This window comes from Meiothermus sp. (assembly GCF_026004115.1).
Taxonomy (GTDB): domain Bacteria; phylum Deinococcota; class Deinococci; order Deinococcales; family Thermaceae; genus Meiothermus.
Map to the genome: position 1 here is coordinate 2,054,447 of NZ_BPIM01000001.1, position 20,261 is coordinate 2,074,707.

At 59.0% G+C, this 20,261-nt stretch carries 21 protein-coding genes and 1 pseudogene; 8 read left to right on the forward strand and 14 right to left on the reverse strand.

What is annotated here, in order from left to right; translation table 11 throughout:
• Positions 1-388: 388 nt before the first annotated feature.
• Entirely contained in the window at positions 389-1,603 is a 1,215-nt protein-coding gene (locus Q0X23_RS09890; protein ID WP_297860135.1) for a methyltransferase C-terminal domain-containing protein, read from the reverse strand.
• A 417-nt stretch (positions 1,604-2,020) separates the two neighbouring features.
• On the opposite strand from Q0X23_RS09890, the gene Q0X23_RS09895 reads away from it, so the two are divergent.
• Entirely contained in the window at positions 2,021-3,247 is a 1,227-nt protein-coding gene (locus tag Q0X23_RS09895) for a cysteine desulfurase (protein WP_374707456.1), read from the forward strand.
• Positions 3,248-3,266: 19 nt separating this feature from the next.
• On the opposite strand, the gene Q0X23_RS09900 is transcribed toward Q0X23_RS09895, so the two are convergent.
• Positions 3,267-5,051, reverse strand: coding sequence for an ABC transporter ATP-binding protein (locus Q0X23_RS09900; RefSeq protein WP_297860137.1), 1,785 nt, complete (start codon positions 5,049-5,051; stop codon positions 3,267-3,269).
• Positions 5,052-5,407: 356 nt separating this feature from the next.
• Between Q0X23_RS09900 and sufU the strand changes: the two genes are divergently transcribed.
• Positions 5,408-5,857: a Fe-S cluster assembly sulfur transfer protein SufU gene (gene sufU / locus Q0X23_RS09905; protein WP_297860138.1), complete on the forward strand. Its 450-nt coding sequence runs from the start codon at positions 5,408-5,410 to the stop codon at positions 5,855-5,857.
• A gap of 24 nt (positions 5,858-5,881) precedes the next feature.
• On the opposite strand, the gene folE2 is transcribed toward sufU, so the two are convergent.
• The 6 genes and pseudogenes from folE2 to Q0X23_RS09935 all read right to left on the reverse strand — a co-directional run bounded on the left by folE2 (position 5,882) and on the right by Q0X23_RS09935 (position 10,117).
• Positions 5,882-6,937 carry a GTP cyclohydrolase FolE2 gene (gene folE2, locus Q0X23_RS09910; protein WP_297860139.1) on the reverse strand — a complete coding sequence of 352 codons (1,056 nt, stop codon included), beginning with the start codon at positions 6,935-6,937 and terminating at the stop codon, positions 5,882-5,884.
• A 228-nt stretch (positions 6,938-7,165) separates the two neighbouring features.
• A complete protein-coding gene (gene tmpR, locus Q0X23_RS09915; protein ID WP_297860140.1) occupies positions 7,166-7,879 on the reverse strand; it encodes a bifunctional dihydropteridine reductase/dihydrofolate reductase TmpR in 714 nt (237 codons plus the stop codon).
• Positions 7,876-8,292: pseudogene (locus Q0X23_RS09920) on the reverse strand (NUDIX domain-containing protein). Before Q0X23_RS09920 ends, tmpR begins: the two are co-directional and overlap by 4 nt.
• A 95-nt stretch (positions 8,293-8,387) precedes the next feature.
• The gene (locus Q0X23_RS09925) at positions 8,388-9,107 is read right to left on the reverse strand and encodes an ImmA/IrrE family metallo-endopeptidase (RefSeq protein WP_297860141.1); all 720 of its coding nucleotides are present in this window, start codon (positions 9,105-9,107) and stop codon (positions 8,388-8,390) included.
• Positions 9,108-9,121: 14 nt separating this feature from the next.
• Complete coding sequence (locus Q0X23_RS09930) at positions 9,122-9,586, reverse strand: GyrI-like domain-containing protein (RefSeq protein ID WP_297860142.1); 465 nt, start codon at positions 9,584-9,586, stop codon at positions 9,122-9,124.
• Positions 9,587-9,724: 138 nt separating this feature from the next.
• The gene (locus tag Q0X23_RS09935) at positions 9,725-10,117 is read right to left on the reverse strand and encodes a helix-turn-helix domain-containing protein (RefSeq protein WP_119340561.1); all 393 of its coding nucleotides are present in this window, start codon (positions 10,115-10,117) and stop codon (positions 9,725-9,727) included.
• A 108-nt stretch (positions 10,118-10,225) separates the two neighbouring features.
• Here Q0X23_RS09935 and Q0X23_RS09940 point away from each other — a divergent pair, with 108 nt between their 5' ends.
• The 4 genes from Q0X23_RS09940 to Q0X23_RS09955 all read left to right on the forward strand — a co-directional run bounded on the left by Q0X23_RS09940 (position 10,226) and on the right by Q0X23_RS09955 (position 12,368).
• Positions 10,226-10,522 (forward strand): hypothetical protein, encoded by a 297-nt coding sequence (locus Q0X23_RS09940; protein WP_297860143.1) that lies wholly within the window; start codon positions 10,226-10,228, stop codon positions 10,520-10,522.
• 52 nt (positions 10,523-10,574) lie between these two features.
• On the forward strand, positions 10,575-10,955 hold the full coding sequence (locus Q0X23_RS09945; protein ID WP_297860144.1) for an Lrp/AsnC ligand binding domain-containing protein: 381 nt from the start codon (positions 10,575-10,577) through the stop codon (positions 10,953-10,955).
• Between the two features lie 87 nt (positions 10,956-11,042).
• Entirely contained in the window at positions 11,043-11,939 is an 897-nt protein-coding gene (locus tag Q0X23_RS09950) for a VOC family protein (protein WP_297860145.1), read from the forward strand.
• Between the two features lie 60 nt (positions 11,940-11,999).
• The gene (locus Q0X23_RS09955; RefSeq protein WP_297860146.1) at positions 12,000-12,368 is read left to right on the forward strand and encodes a VOC family protein; all 369 of its coding nucleotides are present in this window, start codon (positions 12,000-12,002) and stop codon (positions 12,366-12,368) included.
• On the opposite strand, the gene Q0X23_RS09960 is transcribed toward Q0X23_RS09955, so the two are convergent.
• The 5 genes from Q0X23_RS09960 to Q0X23_RS09980 all read right to left on the reverse strand — a co-directional run bounded on the left by Q0X23_RS09960 (position 12,358) and on the right by Q0X23_RS09980 (position 17,987).
• Positions 12,358-13,311: a nitroreductase family protein gene (locus Q0X23_RS09960; RefSeq protein WP_297860147.1), complete on the reverse strand. Its 954-nt coding sequence runs from the start codon at positions 13,309-13,311 to the stop codon at positions 12,358-12,360. The genes Q0X23_RS09955 and Q0X23_RS09960 overlap by 11 nt on opposite strands.
• A gap of 440 nt (positions 13,312-13,751) precedes the next feature.
• Positions 13,752-14,210: a GNAT family N-acetyltransferase gene (locus Q0X23_RS09965; protein ID WP_297860148.1), complete on the reverse strand. Its 459-nt coding sequence runs from the start codon at positions 14,208-14,210 to the stop codon at positions 13,752-13,754.
• Positions 14,211-14,213: 3 nt separating this feature from the next.
• Positions 14,214-15,401 (reverse strand): phosphoglycerate kinase, encoded by a 1,188-nt coding sequence (gene pgk / locus Q0X23_RS09970; protein ID WP_297860149.1) that lies wholly within the window; start codon positions 15,399-15,401, stop codon positions 14,214-14,216.
• A gap of 72 nt (positions 15,402-15,473) precedes the next feature.
• Positions 15,474-16,466 carry a type I glyceraldehyde-3-phosphate dehydrogenase gene (gene gap / locus Q0X23_RS09975; RefSeq protein WP_297860150.1) on the reverse strand — a complete coding sequence of 331 codons (993 nt, stop codon included), beginning with the start codon at positions 16,464-16,466 and terminating at the stop codon, positions 15,474-15,476.
• A gap of 261 nt (positions 16,467-16,727) precedes the next feature.
• Positions 16,728-17,987, reverse strand: coding sequence for an ABC transporter substrate-binding protein (locus Q0X23_RS09980; RefSeq protein WP_297860151.1), 1,260 nt, complete (start codon positions 17,985-17,987; stop codon positions 16,728-16,730).
• Positions 17,988-18,111: 124 nt separating this feature from the next.
• Between Q0X23_RS09980 and Q0X23_RS09985 the strand changes: the two genes are divergently transcribed.
• Both Q0X23_RS09985 and Q0X23_RS09990 read left to right on the forward strand, forming a co-directional pair.
• A complete protein-coding gene (locus Q0X23_RS09985; protein ID WP_297860152.1) occupies positions 18,112-18,246 on the forward strand; it encodes a hypothetical protein in 135 nt (44 codons plus the stop codon).
• A gap of 299 nt (positions 18,247-18,545) precedes the next feature.
• Positions 18,546-18,749: a hypothetical protein gene (locus tag Q0X23_RS09990; RefSeq protein ID WP_297860153.1), complete on the forward strand. Its 204-nt coding sequence runs from the start codon at positions 18,546-18,548 to the stop codon at positions 18,747-18,749.
• Between the two features lie 28 nt (positions 18,750-18,777).
• Here Q0X23_RS09990 and Q0X23_RS09995 read toward each other — a convergent pair whose 3' ends face one another.
• Complete coding sequence (locus Q0X23_RS09995; protein ID WP_297860154.1) at positions 18,778-19,941, reverse strand: A24 family peptidase; 1,164 nt, start codon at positions 19,939-19,941, stop codon at positions 18,778-18,780.
• Positions 19,942-20,261: the final 320 nt, after the last annotated feature.

Sequence of the window (20,261 nt, forward strand, 5' to 3'; positions counted from 1 at the left end):
GTCCAAGTTTCCTTAACCGTTGGATCGATAGCCTAAATAGTCCAGAGAAGAATTGCCAAGTGGTCTGGTAACCAGGAAATCGGTATGCACTACGATCCCTCTAAATGAGCCACACACATCGCAATTATGAGCAATCAACGTGCTTCAAAACGCACCGCAAAACAAGTTACCCGTGCACTAAGAACTATCCTGGTGAAACCCCAGGGTCGGTGCGTGAACCCTTGCAAACCTCAACCAGGAGCGCTTTAGACGCTTGGTGTTGCAATAAATGCTCGCAGGTAGGCGACCTGGCTGGGTGTTATGCTCCCACCTAACCTCCCTCGTTGGGGGAGGAAGGGAGAATTTTACTTTATACACCAGCCCTGGGTGAAACCCATTGCGGGTTGCTTCAAGTACCAATTTGAATTTTATGCCCGAGGGGCGTGTTCAGAATGTCGGGGTAGGGTAGGGCAACGATAAACTTGCCCCCCCGTTTTAAATACTCCGGGTATCGGCTGGCCATCTCGCCGGGTTGATGGCTGAGCAGGAGCAGATAGTCGGGTTGTTCTTCGAGCAGCTTGTGGTCCCCATAGATAGGGACATGCACCCCAGCTATGTAGCGGCCCTGTTTGCTGGCATCGCTATCTACTACAAAATCAATTACCTCGCGACCAAGCCCAACATAGTTGAGAAGGGCCGTGCCCTGGGCATTGGCTCCGTAGGCGGCCACCCTTCGGCCACGGGCCCGTAGTTCGGTCAGTAGAGCCATCAAGGCTTCGCGCACAGCGGCGATGCGGGAGGCAAACTCGAGGTAATAGGCGGCCCCGCCCAGGCCCAGGGCCTGCTCTTCCTCCATATACCAGCCAACCGAGGATTCGGCCTGACGGGTCTTGCCCAGGTAGTAGCGCAGATAGTCCTCCGAGAGTGGTTCGACCCGCTGGAGCCACAAGCCGTGACGGCGCACCAGTGCGTGCAAGGCACTGACCGAGAAATAGTGTTGCTGTTGGTAGGTAAAGTGCTCGAACTGCCGGGCCTCGAGCAACGCCCGCACATAGGGCAGTTCCATCACCACCGAGCCCGTATCCTTGAGCACCACCACGAGGCTTTCGAGCAGCCCGTTGAGGTCGCTGCTATAAGTAAGCAGTTGATTGACCAGCACCACATCGGCTTGCAGACCTTCCTCGCGCAGCAGGTGGGTATAGTGGCGATCAAGGCGCTTATGTCGGGTGGGAATGCCTTTGCTGGAAGCCGCTTTGCTGCGCTCTGGATGGGGCTCGAGATATACCACTCGCACCCCCGCCTGCATTAACTGACGCATCAGCTCTAGGCTGCTGCCCTCCAGGGCCAGTACCAGGTGGTGTGAGCCCAGCCGATAGCTGTGCATCAGCCGCTCGAGCAACCCCTCCTGCTCCGGCTGAGCAGGGGCCGGAGAATCCTCAGCAGCGTCGCCCATGAGCTGAACCAGGCTACAGCGCTTGCAAAAGCCCACCTCGAGGCTGCGCCGTTCTTCGGGGCTGGCAAGCTGATCGGCGCCCACAGTGCTGGAGAGGGGTAGCCTTCCCAAGCTGAGAAAGGGCACCAATTCTCCCGACCCGCACGAGCGACACGTCTTGACTTTCTTCATCGAACTCCCCTGGGCCGCAACAGCGGCATCACTGTCTAGAGGGTACAAACCAGGCCGTAATCCTTCCGTTATCGGGGTTTACCCGCGTGGGTAGCGGGTTATACCGGTTCGTTAAGGGGTCTAAAATGCGCTTTTTTATGAACAACGTAAGCGTAACGCGTTCTTTAACGAGCCAATAGTGAACGGTTAATCTTGCTTGAATGCTGATCTAAAGCGATATAAAGCCGCCTAAAGCCACCTATTGCTATGATTATGGATAAAGGTTGTTAATTTCTGGTGCTTCTATGACACGCGCTTCTGGACATCCGCAGGCGGCCAGACCTTCGGTTTTCTGCTACAGCAGGGGATTGTGAACCAAAATGGACAAATGAACCTTTTGCCCTAAACGTCCTGTTGGAAATGGGCTACCCTAAATTTATGGCCATTGTCACACCCCAAGCCATTCGCCAGGATTTTCCGCTTCTGATGCAGCGTCCCGACCTGGTCTATCTCAACTCAGCGGCCACCAGCCAGAAACCCGAAGTGGTTATCGAAACGATCTCGCGCTACTACCGGGAGCTCAATGCCAGCATCCACCGGGGGGCCTACACCCTGTCGATGCAGGCCAGCGAAGTCTATGAGCAGGCCCGCCGTACCCTGGCCCGCTTTATTGGGGCCGATGAGCGCGAGGTTATTTTTTTGCGTAACACCACCGAGGCCCTCAACCTGGTGGCCTATGCCTGGGGGCTTCGCAACTTACGGCCCGGCGACGAGATTCTGCTGACCGAGATGGAGCACCACGCCAACCTGGTACCCTGGCATCTGATCTGTGAGCATACAGGGGCCCGCATCAAGGCCATTCCGCTGGGGCCGGATGGCCGTCTGGAGCTCGAGGCTCTGGATGCCCTCCTCACCCAGCGGGTCAAGCTGGTGAGTGTAATGCACGTGTCCAATGTGCTGGGTACGGTCAATCCGGTGGCCCAAATTGCTCAGGCGGCCAAAGCCGTGGGGGCCCTGGTGGTGGTAGATGGGGCCCAGTCCGCCCCTCATATGCCCATAGATGTGCGGGCACTGGGAGCCGATTTCTACGCTTTTTCCGGGCATAAGATGCTGGGGCCCACTGGGGTTGGGGTGCTGTGGGGCCGCTACGAGGCGCTGGAAACCCTGGCCCCCTTTTTAGGGGGTGGCAGCATGATTCGAGAGGTATATCTAGAGCGCTCCACCTATGCAGCACCTCCCCAGCGCTTCGAGGCCGGAACCCCGGCGGTAGCCGAGGCCATTGGGTTGGCGGCGGCTGCAGAGTACCTGATGAACCTGGGCATGGACAGGGTATGGCAGCACGAACTCGAGCTGGCCGCCTACGCCCTAAAGCGCCTGGACGAAGAGCTGCCCGAGGTGCGCACCTTTGGTCCAAGGGGCCCCGACCGGGGCGGGGTGATTCCTTTTGTGCTGGGCGGCATTCACGCCCACGACGTGGCCACAGCCCTCGACCAGTACGGCATTGCCGTGCGGGCCGGGCACCACTGCGCCCAGCCCCTGCACCGCAAGCTGGGCGTACCCGCAACGGTGCGGGCCAGTTTTTATGTCTATACCGCCCAGGAAGACATAGACCGCTTTATCGAGGCGCTGAAGAAGGTGCGTGACTTCTTCAAGGACTGGCTCTGAAGGTCTAGACCCTCCAGCATCAGACCATGGGCACTTCTTCACGGAACTGTAGCTCGTAGAGATCTTTGTAAAGCCCCCCCTGGGCCAGCAGCTCTTCGTGGGTGCCCTGCTGCACCACCTGACCTTTGTCCAGTACCACAATCCGGTCGGCATTGCGCACGGTGGAAAGTCGGTGCGCAATCACAAAAGTGGTGCGGCCCTGCATAAGCTTGTCCAGGGCTTCTTGTACCAGGGCCTCGGACTCCGAGTCGAGCGAGCTGGTGGCCTCGTCCAGAATTAAGATGCGGGGGTTTTTCAGCAAGGCCCGGGCAATGGCGATGCGCTGGCGCTGCCCGCCCGAAAGTTTGACCCCGCGCTCGCCCACCAGGGTTTGGTAGCCCTGGGGGAATTCCTGGATAAATGCGTGGGCATTGGCGGCTTTGGCGGCCTCGATAACCTCGGCCTGGCTGGCCTGGGGGTTGCCGTAGCGGATGTTGTCCTCGATGGAACCTGAAAAGAGCAGGGTTTCCTGGGGCACCAGCGCAATGTGCCGGCGCAAGTCCTGAAGCCGTAGCTGGCGGATGTCCACTCCATCCAGGGTAATGCGGCCCTCGGTCACATCGTAAAAGCGCGGGATCAGGGCAATCAGGCTGCTTTTACCCGCTCCGCTGGGGCCTACCAGGGCCACCACCTGGCCTGGGGGAGCAGTCAGACTGACCCCGCGCAAGACCTCGCCGCGGTCGTCATAGGCAAAGTGCACGTTCTCCAGCTGCACCTCGCCCCGCACCGCGGTTAGGGGAATGGGGTTTTCGGGTTCTTTCAGGTCGGGCGGGGTATCCAGCAGCTCGAAAATCCGGCTGCTGGCCCCCAGGGCGCTTTGTACCTGGCTCCAGATGCCCGCCAGGGTACCCACGCTGGCGGCCACGTTAAAGGCATACAGGATGAAGGAGACCAGCTGCCCTGGGGTAATCTCGCCCAGCGAGACCAGCCGCCCGCCGTACCAGAAGATGAGGCCCAGGGCGCTGAAAATGGTAAAAAATACCACCCCACTGAGGCCGGAAGAAACCAGCGCCCGCCGTAGGGCGGTACGGTACGACTCGCCGATGAGCTGGCTGTAGCGCTCGGCCTCGAGCTTCTCGGCGGTAAACGACTGCACGACCCGGATGCCGCTAATGGACTCCTCGGCGCGGGCGTTGGCCTCGGCTACTTTGTCCTGGAAGGCCTTGCTGAGCCGCCGGATGATGCGTCCCAGCACGATGGCCACCAGAATGACCAGGGGAACTACCGCCAGGATAAAGCTCGAGAGCTTCCAGTTGGTCCAGAACAATATGCTCAAGGTGGCGGCAAACATCAGCGGGGTGGTGAAAAGCTGAACCAGGGCGTTGGAGACCACGCCCTGCACCGTGGCCACGTCCGAGGTCAAGCGGCTGGTGATGTCGCCAGTTTTGTGGTTCTCGAAAAAACGTGGCGAGAGGCTTAGCAGATGGCTGAACAGGTGGCGGCGCAGGTCGGCCACCACCCCCTCGCCCGAGCGAGCAAAAAGGTAGTTTTGCAAGCCAGAGAATAGGGCCTGGCCGGCAAAAACCATCACCAGCAGCAGGGTGTAGCGGTCAATCTGGGCCAGGTTGCCCTGCTGGAAAATCGAGGCGTCCAGCATCCGGCTAACCAGCTGTGGGAAGGCCAGAAAAAAACCGGTGGAGACGAGGCTCGACAGGCCAGCCAGCAGCAGGCCCAGGCGGTAGGGGCGGGTATAGCCCAATAGGCGGCCAAGCTGGCGGAAATCGCGCCTCGAGGCCGATGAAGATGTTTGTAATGCAGGTCGCATATCTGGCTGATAGTCTGATGCAGCCATGGGGCTGGCATTGTGGGCTGGGTCTTAATGCCCCGTTCAACCGTCTTATACCAGATTCGGTTAGTTCGGCGCCGGATGGCGTCGAACTAACAGGGCCGAAGTTATCCGCGTAGCGGAGGGCGTAAGCCCCTTGGAAGTTATCCGCGTAGCGGAGGGCGTAAGCCCCTTTGGAAGTTATCCGCGTAGCGGAGGGCGTAAGCCCCTTGGAAGGGAGACGCTTTTTTCGCCGACCGTTCGGGAGGGGTGTGCTCTAGGATTCAAAAAGATAGCCTCTGGGGGTCTTTGGTTTGGATGATTATCTTTTTGAATCCGGTATTACAATGGTGCTTATGAGCCTTCTGGAGGAGCTGTACAAAGAGATTATCCTGCGCCACTACAAATCGCCCCACAACTATGGCCCCTTAGACTCGGCCAATGTGCGGGTGATGGGCGACAACCCCTCCTGCGGCGACCAGATTGAACTAATGGTTTTGACCGACGGGGAGAACATCGCAGACCTGCGCTTTCGCGGACAGGGCTGTGCCATCTCCCAGGCCTCGGCCTCGCTGATGACCGATCTGGTCAAGGGTAAAACCTGGCTCGAGGCGCTGGCCCTGGAACAGCAGTTCAAGGCCATGGTTGTGGACGGCGCGGCCCCCACGCCAGAACTGGGCGATCTGGCGGCACTGTCCGGGGTGCACAAGCTAGCGGCCCGGGTCAAGTGTGCGACCTTAGCCTGGAACGCCCTGGAACAAGCGGCCCACCAAGTGGGCGCGCTGTCCCGCGAGCCCAAAGATTAGCTAAAAACAACGGACGTTAAAAGCCTAACAAAGCAGGGTGCTGAAGTCGTTGAAATCGGCGCGGAATCCGCCGGGTACGCCCCTGGCGATTACCGAGACGGCGTCGTGGGAATGAAGGCTTTCCTGGTGCGAGCAGGCCACCTGGAAGTCTAGAATGCGTGGGTCGGCTATGAGTTGCTCGTAGACCAGCCGGGCAGCATCCTCCACAAACTTCACGTAAGCCCCGTTGAGCTCGGCGAAGGCCTGTTCGTCTTCTCGCTTCACCATGACCTGAGTCTCGGTTTTGAGAGCCTCGCGGGCGTGCTGGATCAGGTCTTCCAGGTGCAGCGAGGTATCGGGGGCCACTTCCACCTTGATGCGGGCCTTGGAGCGCTGGCTGTGGGGAATGGCATAGGCCCCCCGGTTGTCGCGGGCGTGTTCGGCCAGCTCGGCGGAGCAGGGGCAGGCCGAGGAATATACAAAGTCGAGCTCCACAAAGCGCCGAATGGTGCCGTTTTCTTCGACTAAGGCTTCGTAGCTACCGCTATAATACTGATAGCCTTCCAGCCCAGAGCGAAGGGCAGAAACCAGCATGGGGTAGCTAAAGGCCACCTTGACCCGCGCGCTCAAGCTATCTAGGTCGCGTCGGTAGTCCTGCACTACCTGGGCCAGGGTGTCTAGGCTGAAGACCTCCTCTTTGCGGCTGTAAAAGGTGCGAATAATCCGGCTCATGTTGATGCCCTTGAGGTCGGCCTGGAGCGAGACCGTGCCGGTCACGCGGGCCTCGAGGGTCAGGGCTTCGCCCCGTGGCGTGGCAAACTTGAGCGGCAGCTTGAAGCCGGAGATACCGACCTGCTGGATGGCCACATTGGCCCCCTCGACCGAGTCCACGGTCTCGGTCATGTCGGGCAGGCTGGCCTTGTAGGCGTCGTCGGGTTGGAAGTGGGGGTCGTAGTAACGGGTAATGACGGGCTCCGCACCGTCGGTGTTACGGAAGAGATAGGCTTTTTTGCCGCCGTTTTTGTCCAGTTTGGGAAGGGGTAGATCGAGGATTTGCTTGTTGTCGTAGCTAAGCAAGGGGGACTCCTTTTCCGCCAGCAACCTCGAGCAGTCTGGCGGCTCATCAATGCCAAGGGAGCCTGGTAAGTGGGGTCTGAACCACCTCCCTTGCGCCTGGTTCAGGCCCCATGGGCAGTTTGTAGCTGCCCTGATACAGGATGCCATCTTGTACAAAAACTAAACGTAACCTGAACGCTAGTTTTTCTGAAGCGCATATGTGGCCATGACTGCCGCGCAAAACCCTGCCCTGGCTGTCGGGTGTAGCATGCCCTAAAGATTCCATCCACCAGCAACCTCCAGAACCTGTCCGGTCAGATAGCCATTGGCCTCGTCCACAAAGAACAAGACTGCGCGAGCCAGCTCCTCGAGCTCGGCCAGGCGGCCCATGGGGATGTCCTTTAGCGGTTTGGAGACGGAGTTCTCGGCCACCCCCGGCGAGACCACGTTTACCGTTACCCCCAGAGCGGCTAAGCGCTGGGCCAGCGACTTGCTGTAGATGATGAGGCCGGTTTTGGCAATCACGTAGGGGGTGATATCCGGTCGGGCCAGCAGGTTTTGTGCACCCGCGAAGCCGATATTGACTATTCGCCCGTAGCCGGATTTGCACAGGTAGGGGAGGGCCGCCTGGGTCAGGTAAAAAGGCGCGTTTAGGTTGGAGTCCAGCATGGCGTGCCACTCTTCGGGGCTCAGCGTTTCAACGGGTTTTTTGAGGTAATTCCCCACGTTGTTGACAAGCACCTGCAATCCGCCGAGTTGTTCGGCTACACTATGAATCAGGCCCTCTGCTTCCTGTATCAGGGTGACATCCGCCGCTACCTTGATGGCCTGCACCCCTCGCTCCAGGGCCTCCTGGCGGGTGCGCTCGGCTTCGCTCTCGCTGCTGCGATAGTGAACGGCCACATCAAAGCCCTTTTCTGCCAGCGCAAGCAAGATAGCCCGCCCGATGCCTTTGGCCGAGCCCGTTACCAGGGCAACCTTGCTCATCCTTCCCCCTGAAGGTACTTCTCTATCAGGGTGCGGGTGATGTTGTTCAGGGGGTACCCCAGGGCTTCTTTTGGGATCACCCAGGCCCACTCGAGGATTTCCTCATTGGGTTTTATGGCCTCAACAAGGCTTTCGGCGAAATAGTTGATGAACAAAAAGTGCATGGGCTTGTAAAACTGCGGGTCGAACACCCCTTCCAGCAACAAGGCGTAGCGGATGCGGGTAAGCTCGAGGCCCACCTCCTCGCGAAACTCCCGTTGCAAGCGGCTGTTTCCATCGGCTCTCCCCACTCAATCTTGCCCCCCGGTACCCCCCACAAACCCTGCCACTTGGGGGTCTTGACGATCAAGCACCCGGCCCGAAGGCCCCTTGACCAGGGCCCCAACGGTGGGAATGGGGTATCTGGGCTCCATACAGCGACCTCCAGGCTACGCGGGCATGCACAAAGAAAAGGTGCTGAAGGTTAACATAGGCCAAAGGCCAGGGATCGGGAGACCTCGAGCCCAGTCTAATTCTGCAACTCCTTGTAGACCGCATAGACCCGCCCGCCTTTGGGATAGGCCTCGAGGGTGTACAGCACGGCGTGGTTGGGGAGGGCGGCTTTGGTTTTTTGCGGCAGGCCGGTCTCGAAGGCTATTACCAGGGGGTCGTTGCGGCGAAAACCGGCGCCCCGGCTTAGTCGGCCCTGGATGCGGGGGTGCTTGGCGCTGAAATAGACCCGCAGCGGCTTGCTGCCGGCCATTAATACGATGGAAGGGGTGGGGCCGCGTTCAGCCAGCGCGATGATGACCACCTCTTCCGAGACCTGGTGTAACTCGGCCAGTTCGGGTATAAGCTGGGGGCTCTGGCCCTTTTTGGCCAGGGCTGCGTCCACCACCTCGCCGGGCAGGAGCATCTCGGCGGCCCCCAGGTTGCACAGGGCCTCGAGCTCCTTTTCCAGCTCTTGGCCCTCGTAGGCCTCGTGCAGGTCGGAGAGCAGGTCGTCGTCCTGCTGGATCAGCACGTGCATCACCTCGTGGGCCAGGGTAAAGCGCTGGCGTTTGGGCGGGGAGTCCTGATCAACCAAAATATGATTTTGTTCCGGCACCAGCGCCCCAAACTTGCCCTCCGGCAGCTTGCTATAAGAAAGGCTTGCCCCAATGCCCCCGGCCAGCCGTTCGGGCGTGAGGGGGGCATGGGCCTTGCGGTAGCCCTGGGCCAGTGCGATTACCTTGGGTCTTAGATTCATAATCCTTGGCAAAGCTATCTAATGGCCACAAAAATCGAGACCCGCTGGCTGTTTTCGTACACCTCGTAATCGAAGGTGTAGGCCCTCTGGGGTGCGCCGGACTGAGCAAAATAGGCCCGGATGTGTTGCCAGGTCTGTGCGACTCGGGCTGGACTGGCGCCTGGCGCAGTAAACATCAAATACCAGCCCCCCGGCACATTTAGCCCGCTCAGGCCGGGTGGAACGTCATCTTGTCCCATCACCTGGTAGCCCAGCAGCACGGAGAATGAACCCGCTGGGGCGTAGTTATAGTAAACCCCAAAGGGCTTACCCTTGGCCAGGCGCTTGGGTATCAGCAGCTCGAGCTCGCCGCGCTCGATTTTTTCCCACAGGGCCGGGATTTTAGCAGTCTGGGGGTTTTGCTCCAGGGCCAGGCTGGTGCGAACCTCGTAGCCCGCAACAAAAAAACCAGACTCGCGGGTACGAACGGGCTTGTCCATAGCCATCATCTTACTGAGGACATGGCTGAGGACATGGCACTCAGCAGCGCTTATCCCTGGCAAACTTGACCATGGACGGTTCGAGAAAAAGCCTATGGCATGTTGGTATGCCATAGGCTTTTGGCTTTTAGCTCCCGGCTACCCTTCCAGCACCCGCTTCAGATGCAGGAAGATTTCGTACCAGTCGCGCTTCGACTCCGGGCGCTTGCCGCGCAGCTCGATGCGAGCCAGGGTGCGCTGCCACTCTGGGGTGATCTCGGCCCCCAGGGTGGGGTCGGCAATCAGCTCGGCCAGGCCCCTGGGCAGCGAGGCTTCGGTACGCTCACCGTAGAAGTCCACTGGTGCCAGCAGATCGTTAACCGTTACGTTGTAGGAGCCGGCCAGGGTTTGCAGGGTGTCGAGGGAGGGGTTGGTGCGGCCCCGCTCGAGGTCGGACAAATAGGGCACGGAAAGCCCACTCTTCTCGGACAAATCCTTTAGGCGCCAGCCCTGCTGGGTGCGCAGTTCGCGAAGACGTTCGGCTAATGTCATAGTTCTGACGTTAGCATAAAAACTTTCTACGGTCAAGACGTAATGTCCTGGGGTAGGTGTTGCGTTATGCAGATAGATTATGCTAATATCATAATGGGAGGCAGGCATATGAACATCAACGAAAATGTCTGGAGAACCATTGGACGTGGCACCGCACATCCCAGTGAAGTGCTCAACACCCTCATCGAGCTTGACAACCGTAAGGGCCAGATTGGTTTGTGGGCCCTGGAAAACGAGCTGCGCGAAAAAATGCCCCTGCTTCGCCCCGTGGTTCAGCCGCTGGCCCAGGCCTGGCTCGAGGCCACCATCCTCTACCGCACCACCTACTACCCAGAAGACCGTCTGTCCAGGTTGTTCCACCGCTTCACCCAGCCGGAACGTCCACATCTTCCGGTCGCAAGCTAGCGCATGACTGTCTCTGGATGCTGGCCCCGCATAGTGAGGGGTGGAGGTGGGTATGTTTTCGACCCTATTTCTGGAAGTAGAGGCCCGGTATCGGCACCAGCGTTTGATCGAGGAAACCGTGGGGGTTGGCCCCACTGTTGCGAAAGTAGTTCAGGAGGCCCGCATGATGCAGCTCGCCCAGCAAGCCCAGGTTTCGGTTGTGGAAAATATGCGTCGGGTTTCGGCGTATGTGTTCGTTTCTTGTGCTCAGCCCAAACGCCTCGCGCACGCCCTGAGCCGCCTGCCTGGGGTGGTCAAGGCCGATGCCTTGCTGGGGGCCTCCGAGGCGGTGCTGGTGGTAGAGCAGCACAACTTTGAAGCGCTGCAATCCCTCCTGACCGAGGTACAGTCCACCCCTGGGGTCAAGAAGATTTCGGTGAAGCTGGCGGCCTGAAGCAGAGCGACATTTGCCCGCCTCGCCCCAACGCCCATAAACGTGTAATGTAAACTGAAACCGCTATACAGCAAAGGAGAATCTCATATGCCCAGTATTGTCCCCCACTTGTGGTTCGAGAAGGAAGCCAGGGAAGCTGCTGCCTTCTATTGCAGCGTATTTCCGGATTCTAAAATCACCAGCACCGTTGTTTTGCGCGATACGCCCTCGGGCGACTGCGACCTGGTCTCGTTTGAGCTGGCGGGCCAGCCCTTCATGGCCATCAGTGCGGGGCCGTTGTTCAAGTTCAACCCCTCGGTCTCCTTTATCCTCAACTTTGACCCCACCCAGGGCCGCACCAGAGAAGACCTCCAGGCCCTATGGAACAGCCTTTTGTCCGGCGGTGAGGAGCTAATGCCGCTGGGTTCGTACCCTTTTGCGCCCCTTTTTGGTTACCTTCGAGACCGGTACGGGGTCTTTTGGCAGTTAATCCTTTCGGACAATATGGAACCCAGGCTGCCTTTTGTTATCCCGTCACTCTTATTTGTGGGGGATTTGCACGGCAAGGCCGAGGAAGCCCAGAACTTCTATTTGTCTATTTTCAAAGATGCCCGCAGTGGCGTGACCTTTCGCTACCCGGCCGGATCGGAACCCGAGCGAGAGGGTACGCTCATGTACAGCGATTTTATGCTGGAAGGCCAGTGGTTTTCGGTTTCGGAGAGTGCCCTCGAGCACGGTTTTAGCTTCAACGAAGCCATCTCGTTCATGGTGTATTGTGATACCCAGGAAGAGATCGACTATTACTGGTCCAAGCTCTCGGCAGTGCCCGAGGCCGAGCAGTGCGGCTGGCTCAAAGACAAATACGGCCTGAGCTGGCAGGTGGTGCCCCGGGCCATGGAGGCCATGCTGCATGACCCCGACCCGGAGCGGGTACAGCGGGTCAACCAGGCGGTTCTCCAGATGAAAAAGCTCGAGCTTGCCGAACTGCAAAGGGCCTATGCCTGATGGCTTGCAAGCCTGTAAACCCGGGCGGTAGAAGTGTTGCCCCTGGTCTTGAGGTGATGTATGCAGGTGAAGACGCTGGCGATTATCCCGGTGGTTCCGAGCCGCGACATAGAAGAGTCCTTGCGTTTCTATCAGACCCATCTGGGCTTTGAAGACCCCTTTACCTGGGGGCAGCGGGTCGAGTACGGCGGGCTCAGCCGGGATGGGCTGCGGCTGCACTTCTACCTCGAGCCCAACCCGGAGGTGGGCCAGAACTATGCCTTCCGGCTCGAGGTAGACGAGGTAGATTTGCTCTATGTGCGCTGCGAAGCCGCGGGCATCGTGCACCCCAACGGCAAGCTGGAAAACAAGCCCTGGGCTACCCGCGAGTTTACGGTTCTGGATCCTTCCGGTGTGGCCATTCGGGTCTACCAGGAGCTCAAGGGATAACCCGCTCTTTGGGCGCTTGCAGGAGAGCTTGGCCCAGGGCCTCGCCAGGAGGGCCGTCGCCCCGGTAGGCCTCGGGTTCTTTCTCGACCCAGACGTAGCCCTTGCTGTGAAATTGCAGGCTGCGGAAACCCTTGGCAAAAGCCACCTCGATGAGCTGACCTAACGAGCCGGCCTCGATTTCCTTTTCTTCTAGCTTTTCCAGCAGTTCCGGGGGTAGGTCGGGCTCGAAGCCTTGCCGGGCGGTGAGCACCTGATAGGCTGACTCTCGCGCTTCCATGGTGCCGCCCTGGGCAAAGTAGCGCTCCAGCACCCGGTACCAGTCGCCGTTACGGGTGATGGGGGCCATGGCGGTATAGGCTTGCTCGAGTGCCTCTGGACTGTAATCGTGGTACTGGTTCTCGTGCACCACCAGGGCTCGAGGCAGCCGAGGACGCGGGCTGGGGCTTTCGTCTGGCACCCCAACGCACAGACCGGCTACCGGTATCACCCCCTGCGGCAGCTGGCAGAGCCGGACAATCTCCCGAATGCCGTTCAGCACCCCTCCAATCCATACAATGCCGTAGCCCAGGCTCTCGGCCATGGTGGCCAGGGCGCTTCCGGCCAGCACCGCATCGGTAATGGCAAAGTGCAGGGCGGTGCGGGGCCAGCGCCCAAAGGTGCCCCCCCGGTGCTCGAGCAACCGCCGCAGCCGGTAAACGTCGGCCAGAATCAGGAAGAATTCGGCACAGGTCTCGATGTGGGGGTTCTGGCCGGAGTGGCTCGAGATTTCCTTTCTGAGTGCCGGGTTGCTGATGCGCAGCAGGCTGTACATCTGCGCGGTGGCGTCGGTGGGGGCCCGCTGGGCGGCAAAAAGAATCTTGTCCAGGTCGCCTTCCCGCAGGGGTTCAGGCTTGAACTTGCGCACGCTGGCGCGGCGTTGGTAAAGCGTGTAGAGCTCGCTCACGGGCGTAGCCTATCGCTATACTGCCCGTCCGAGTGTGGCGCTGGTTGTAGAGCCCGGCTGGTGCACGGGTCACTTGTTTTGCGGCATGTTTTGAAGCACGTTGATTGCCCAAAATTGCGATTTGCGGCTCATTTGGAGGGATCGAAGTGTATATCGATTTCCTGGTTACCAGACCACTAATACCAGATTCGGTTAGTTCATCACTGTTTAGTGACGAACTAAGTTTAGTGACGAACTAACCCGACTGAAAGGAGTGCTCTAGGATTCAAAAAGATAGCCTCTGGATTTTTTTGTTTGAATGACTATCTTTTTGAATCGGGTATAATACAGCGTCATAGAGATGGCTATATCTGGGGATTTGCCCTTCCATGGCAACCCCACCCTTGCCCTCCCCTGCCAGGGGAGGGTAGGCAGTGTATGGGGGTCTATACGACGCTGCACTAACGGAGTTTCTTTTCCATACAGATGCTCAGCGGGTCTTCGAAGTAAGGGCCAAACGGCGGGATGCGCTGGAAGCCAAAGCCCTGATACAAGCCGATGGCCTCTTTTTGGTGTACGCCCGTCTCGAGGCGGAGTAACCGAATGCCTCGCTCGGAAGCGTAGGTTTCTAGATGGGCCAGCAATTGCTTTCCCACACCCCGCCCACGAAACGCAGGCCGCACGTACATGCGCTTGAGTTCGGCGTATTCGCTGCCAACAATCTGCACCCCGCCGCAGCCCACCGGCTGCTTGTCCAGGTACACCACGAAGAAGGCGACCCCCTGCTGGATCAGCTTTTCCACGCTGTAGCCGTGGCGGCTCTTGGGGGGGTAGTGGGCGTTCAGTATCGCATCGAGCTCGGCAATCAACGCTCGAGCCACAGCGCTGTCGGGCTGCTCGGGTTGAATATGTACCCGCATGCTTTAGCTTAGCGCTTCGATGCCGGGCAGGGTGCCGAGCTCGAGGAGCTCCAGGCTGGCCCCCCCGCCGGTGGAGACATGGCTAAACTTATCGGCCATGCCCAGCTTGTTGGCTGCTGCTACCGAGTCACCCCCGCCGATTACCGTAAAGGCGCCCTCCAGCTTGGCAATGGCCTCGCCCACCGCCAGGGTGCCTTTGGCAAAGTCGTCTATCTCGAAGACCCCCATAGGCCCATTCCATAGCACCGTCTTGGCCCCCTGCAGGGCCTCGGCAAAGGTACGGGCGCTCTCGGGCCCAATGTCCAGGCCCATCCAGCCTTCCTCAATAGCGTTGGCGGGCATAATCCGGGTGGGGGTTCCGGCCTCGATTTTCTGGGCCGCCACCACATCACTGGGCAGCAGCAGCTTGACCCCCAGACTGGCGGCTTTTTTGAGCAGGCCCTGGGCCAGGTCTAGCTTATCGTCCTCCACCAGGCTCTTGCCCACCTGTCCCCCCTGGGCCTTGAGGAAGGTAAAGGCCATCGCGCCGCCAATCACCATGCCGGTTACTCTGGGCAACAGATTCTCGATCACCCCGATCTTGTCCGAGACCTTGGCCCCGCCCAGCACCACCCAGTAGGGCTTCTCGGGGTTGTGGAGCACCTTACCGATGCTCTCGACCTCCTTTTCCATCAGGAAGCCTGCATAGCTCGGCAGGAACCGCGCCACACCCGTAACCGAAGCGTGCGCTCGGTGGGCCGAACCAAACGCATCCAGCACAAAGGCATCGGCCAGGCGGGCGAAATTTTTCGCCAGGGCTTCGTCGTTCTTTTCCTCGCCGGGCTCAAAGCGCACATTATCCAGCAAAATCACCGAGCCAGCGGGGGCAGCCTTCACGCGCCCCAGGGTGGTCTCGCTGGCCGGGGTGAGTTCGGGCGAGCCCCCAATGAAAATCACCGGCCTGCCCAGGTGTTTTTCCAGCACCGGAGCCACCGGGGCCAGGCTGCTGGTCTCCTCAAAGCCGCCCTTGGGGCGCCCCAGGTGCGAGATCAAAACAAGGGTTGCACCCCGCTCCAACAGATGTTTGAGGGTCGGAATGGCCGCTGCAACTCGGGTCTCGTCCTTGACCTTGCCCTCCTTGATGGGCACGTTGAAATCCACCCGCACCAGCACCCGCTTACCGGCCGCGTCGAAGTCTTTGAGGGTACGCATATTACCTCCAAGATTGAGCCGAAAGCCAAGGGCCTCGAGCCCAAAAAGCTCCAGGCTCTTTGCTCTTCGTGTTTATAGCTTCTTGCCGATGTACTGCGCCAGGTCGGCCACGCGGCAGCTATAGCCCCACTCGTTGTCGTACCAGCTCACCACCTTGACCAGGTTCCCCACCACCAGGGTGTCCAGGGCGCTGAAGATGGAGGAGTGGGGGTCACCCTTGAGGTCGCTGCTAACCAGGGGTTCCTCGGTGTAGGCCAGGATACCCTTCATGGGGCCTTCGGCTGCCGCTTTCATGGCCGCGTTGATTTCTTCTTTGCTGGCTTCTTTGTTCAAAACAGCGGTGAAGTCCACCACCGAGACCGTGCTGGTCGGCACGCGGAAGGCCATGCCGCCAAACTTGCCCTTAAGCTCGGGGATGACCAGCCCCACGGCCTTGGCCGCGCCGGTTTCGCTGGGCACAATGTTGAGGGCAGCCGCCCGGGCGTCGCGGGGGTCGTCCTTAACGGCATCCACCAGGCTCTGGCTGGCGGTGTAGGCGTGCACGGTGGTCAGGATGCCCTTCTCGATACCAAAGTGGTCGTTGAGCACCTTGGCCACCGGGGCCAGGCCGTTGGTGGTGCAACTGGCATTGGAAATTACATGATGCTTGGCGGGGTCGTACATGTGTTCGTTGACCCCCATCACCACCGTCAGCATCTCGCCCTTGCCGGGGGCGCTGATGATGACCTTCTTGGCCCCGGCTTTGAGGTGGGCCTCGGCGGCCTCGAGCTTGGTAAAGCGCCCGGTGGACTCAATCACGATGTCGGCCCCAATCTCGCCCCAGGGCAGGTTGGCCGGATCTTTTTCTTCGTAGACCCGGATGGTTTTGCCGTTAACCGTAATATTATTCTCGTCGTAACTTACGGTTCCGGGAAAGCGGCCATAGTTGGAGTCGTATTTGAACAGGTGGGCCAGAATGGAGTTATCCGACAGGTCGTTGATGCCGACCACTTCCACCCCGCGCTCCTGCAGAATCCGGAACACCTGACGGCCAATGCGCCCGAAACCGTTGATGCCTACTTTCATAAGATTCCTCCTACTTGAGCCAAACGCCGGATTGCTTCAGCGTTCCGCAGGACACTATAACGCCTTCATTCTAAGACGCCCAGATACAGGAATACCCCTTTGAAATAAGTGATACTTCAGGTTTATCTACGGCGGTTTGTGGCTGAATACCCGTTAGGGTCATCTGCTGAGCCACCCCCACAGAAGTTCTTTGCATGAGAAGCCCAAATACAAAAATACTCCGCCCGAACAACCTCAGGCGGAGACGGGTGCCCTGCGGGCTTAGCGGGTGCGGCCGGCCAATAGATCCTCGGCGGCTTTCTGGGCCTTGTCGAGGGCGGCTTTGGGGGTGGCCTGTCCCAGCACGGCTTCCTTGATGGCCTGGCCCAGAATGTCGAAGCGAATCTGCTCCCACTGCGAGAGGGCCGGCTCGAAGCGGGCAAAGCGGGCCTGGCTGATGGCCACACCAAAGGCGGGGTTCTCCTTGACGAAGCGGGTTACTACTGGGTCTACGCCTGAGCCTTGGTTGACCGGCACATAGTTGGCCGCCACTCCAAACACTGCCTGAGCTTTGGGGGAGATGATAAAGCGCAGGAAGTCGGCGGCCACCCGTTTTTCTTTGTCGTCGGCCCCCTTGAATACCACGATGTTGGTGCCCTGCACCAAGCCAAAACCGGGTTGTTTGTCGGTGCGGCCCGGCAGGGTGGCCACGCCTACGTCGAACTTGGCCGCCCGGGCATAGAAGCTGTAGCCTGCCGAGGAATCGGTAGAGAAGCCAAAAACCCCCGACCCGAAGTTCTCGTTGATGAAGCCGTTGGTGATGGGCTTGGCCCAGCCGTCCTTGACGGCCTTGACCAGGAACTCGAGGGCCTCCAGCCCTTTGGGCGAGTTGAGCACCAGTTTGCCGTTTTGCAGGTAGCTGCCCCCCAGGGTAAAGAACCAGTAGGCATAGGTCGAGGCATCGGGCACAAACCAGTACACCGGCTGTTTTTCGCCTTCGGAAATTTTCTTGGCGGTCTCCACAAACTCGGGGATGCTCAAAGGCACTCGAGCGTTGTATTTCTTCAAGAGGTCGCGGTTGACGTAGAGCAGCTGGATGCTCTTATTGAAGGGCACCCCATAGATTTGGCCGTTGATCTTGACCGCATTCGCAAATAGCGGGTTAACGCCCTTCAGATCCACCCCAAGGCTTGGAATGGGCAGCAGGGCGTCGCTTTCCAGATAGAGCGCCATGTTGTTCTCAAAAGCCTGGGCCATCACCGGGATTTTGCCCGAGGCAAACGAAGCCTTGATCTTGGTGGAGAGGTCGCGGTAGTTGCCCTGGCTGACCGGGCGCACACAAACCTTACCCCCCTGGGTGCGATTGAACTCTACGGCCAGATTGTCCAGGGCATCCTTGGGTGCTCCACCCCGGAAGCCATGCCAGAGTTCGGCTACCACTTCGGCTTTTTCGCACTGCGCTTTGATGATATCTTCTGGTCTTTGCTGAGCTAACCCCAGGCCAGCGGCGAGCACCAACATTCCGAGCAACCACTGTTTCATCTCATCCTCCTACGACACTTTTGAACCCCAATGTCAGGGCTATGTGAGCCCGCTTGACCCCCAAATTTATACCCTTACTTTGCAGCGCCGACTACAGGTTTGTAGAGTGCATCTGACGTTTGCTGTGGACTTTCTTCTAGTACTGCTAGTTTATCTGACGGGTTCGATTAATTTCCCTATCCTGGAGGGTCGCTTACGGGGTTGGGACATCCGCGAGCGTGACCTGGCCGGTACGTCGGGGGTTTTCGCCAACTCGTAAGAGTTTGGGGGCTGGGGGTGGGGGTGCTCGAGGTGGGCAAGGGGATGCTGGCAGCCTGGCTGGCGGTTTTTTCGGCTAGTTTTTGTGCCGTGTCCCTTTGTGCTCTGGCGGTGGTGGCCGGTCATACCGGATTCAAAAAGATAATCATCCAAACCAAAGACCCCGAGAGGCTATCTTTTTGAATCCTAGAGCACTCCCTTCGGTCGGGTTAGTTCGCCGCCATACGGCGCCGAACTAACCGAATCTGGTATCACATCTGGCCTGTATGCTTCGGCTTTCGCAGGGGTGGAGGCTTGGCGGTGGAGGTATTGTTTTGGGTTCGCGAGCGAGACCGCATTCAAGGGAGCAGCTCCATCCTGTTTACGGCTATTCTGGTTTTGCTCTATCTGGCCGATGTGCTACGAATGGATGTCGGGGCCCCCTATACCCTTTTTGCGCTGGGGGTCATGGCGTTGCGGGGTGCGCCGGTGCGTACTGGCTGTTGTGTGGTACCGCTCAGATAAAGAGGAGCCAAAGGCCAGAAAAGTGAGGTCAGGAGAGGCCAATGTAGTTCAAATACCACTGCACAAGGTCTGTACCGTAGAACAAGGCAATTAACCCCCCAATGGCCAGGTACGGCCCAAAGGGAATCTGGTTGTCGCCCCCAAACCGCCGCATGATCAGGCCAATGATGGCCCCCGCGAACACCGCAACAAAAACCCCCACCAACAGGTTGGTGAAGCCCAGCCAGACCCCCAGAAAGCCAGCCAGCACCACATCGCCATAGCCCATTACGGTCACGTAGCCGGTGAGGTTTTCGCCTTTTGGCTCGGGCTCGACCTTGTCGGTCGGGTTGCGCAACCACCAGTAGAGCATACCGGCCAGGGCCATGCCGCCCGCGCTCACCAGCATGCCGCGCAGGCTTTCCAGGGGCGAAAGGCCCAACACCCAGGCCAGCAGGGGCGCCAACGCGGCAAGCCCCAGGGTCAGGCCGTCGTGCAGGGCGAATACCTTTCCGCTGCGGGCGTTGAGTGAGGCATTTAAGAGCCCCACCACAATGCCCAACCCACCCAGCCAAACGCCCCCCACCGTACCCAGCATTCCCCCCCAGGCCCCAACCATGGCAGCCAGGTGTACCAGGTGCAAACCAAAGGGACCTTCGCGGGGGCCATCCTTCAAGCGGTTGTAAAACAAGCCCCCAAAGCCTGCAAACAAGGCCACCAGCCCAGCTCCCATCAGGCCGCTATCTACGGCTTGTGGAAAAGCCTGTGGATAACCCACCAGCCCGGCTCCCAACAAGCCCAGCAAGATACCGGCGAAGTTAAGGGAGTTGGGTAAGGTTTTGGTATCAATATCAATAAAAGAAAGCGCTATCAGCAAAGCAATAAAAGCCCAGATGAAGAGTAAGTCGGGGAAAACCGGGCGCAGGAGGGCCGCCGCAGCGAAAAGAAGCGCCGTGAGGGCTTCCACGGCCGGATAGCGCGCCGAGATGGGGGCCTGGCAGCTTTTGCACTTTCCTCCTTGTAAAACCCAAGAGAGGATCGGTACCAGTTCGCTGGGGGAGAGGACATGCCCACAGTGGGGGCAACGCGAGCGGGGCCACACCACCGAGATACCGGCTGGAAGGCGATAAATTACCACATTCAGAAACGAGCCGATCAGGCTACCCAGCACAAACGCGAACACCGCCAACACGGGCAAAGGGAAAAAATCCACTCCGTTATTGTAGGCGCTGGGTCTTGTCTGGCTTGTGATGTATAGGGAGTCTGGGTCTACTGGAACCCAAGCCCCCTTGCAACCAGGGTTGGTCGCGGATTCAAAAAGACAGTTCACAAAACCAAAAAACTCATTAGGTTTTCTTTTTGAATTCTGGAGTACACCCCTGTGGGTTGGCGAAAAAAGCGCCTCCCTTTCCAAGTAGCGGTATCGCCCTCCGCTACGCGGATAACTTCGGTCGGGTTGATTCGTTACCGAACGGTAACGAATCAACCAATATCTGGTGTCAGTCTTTGCAAACCATACATAGCGCTATTAAT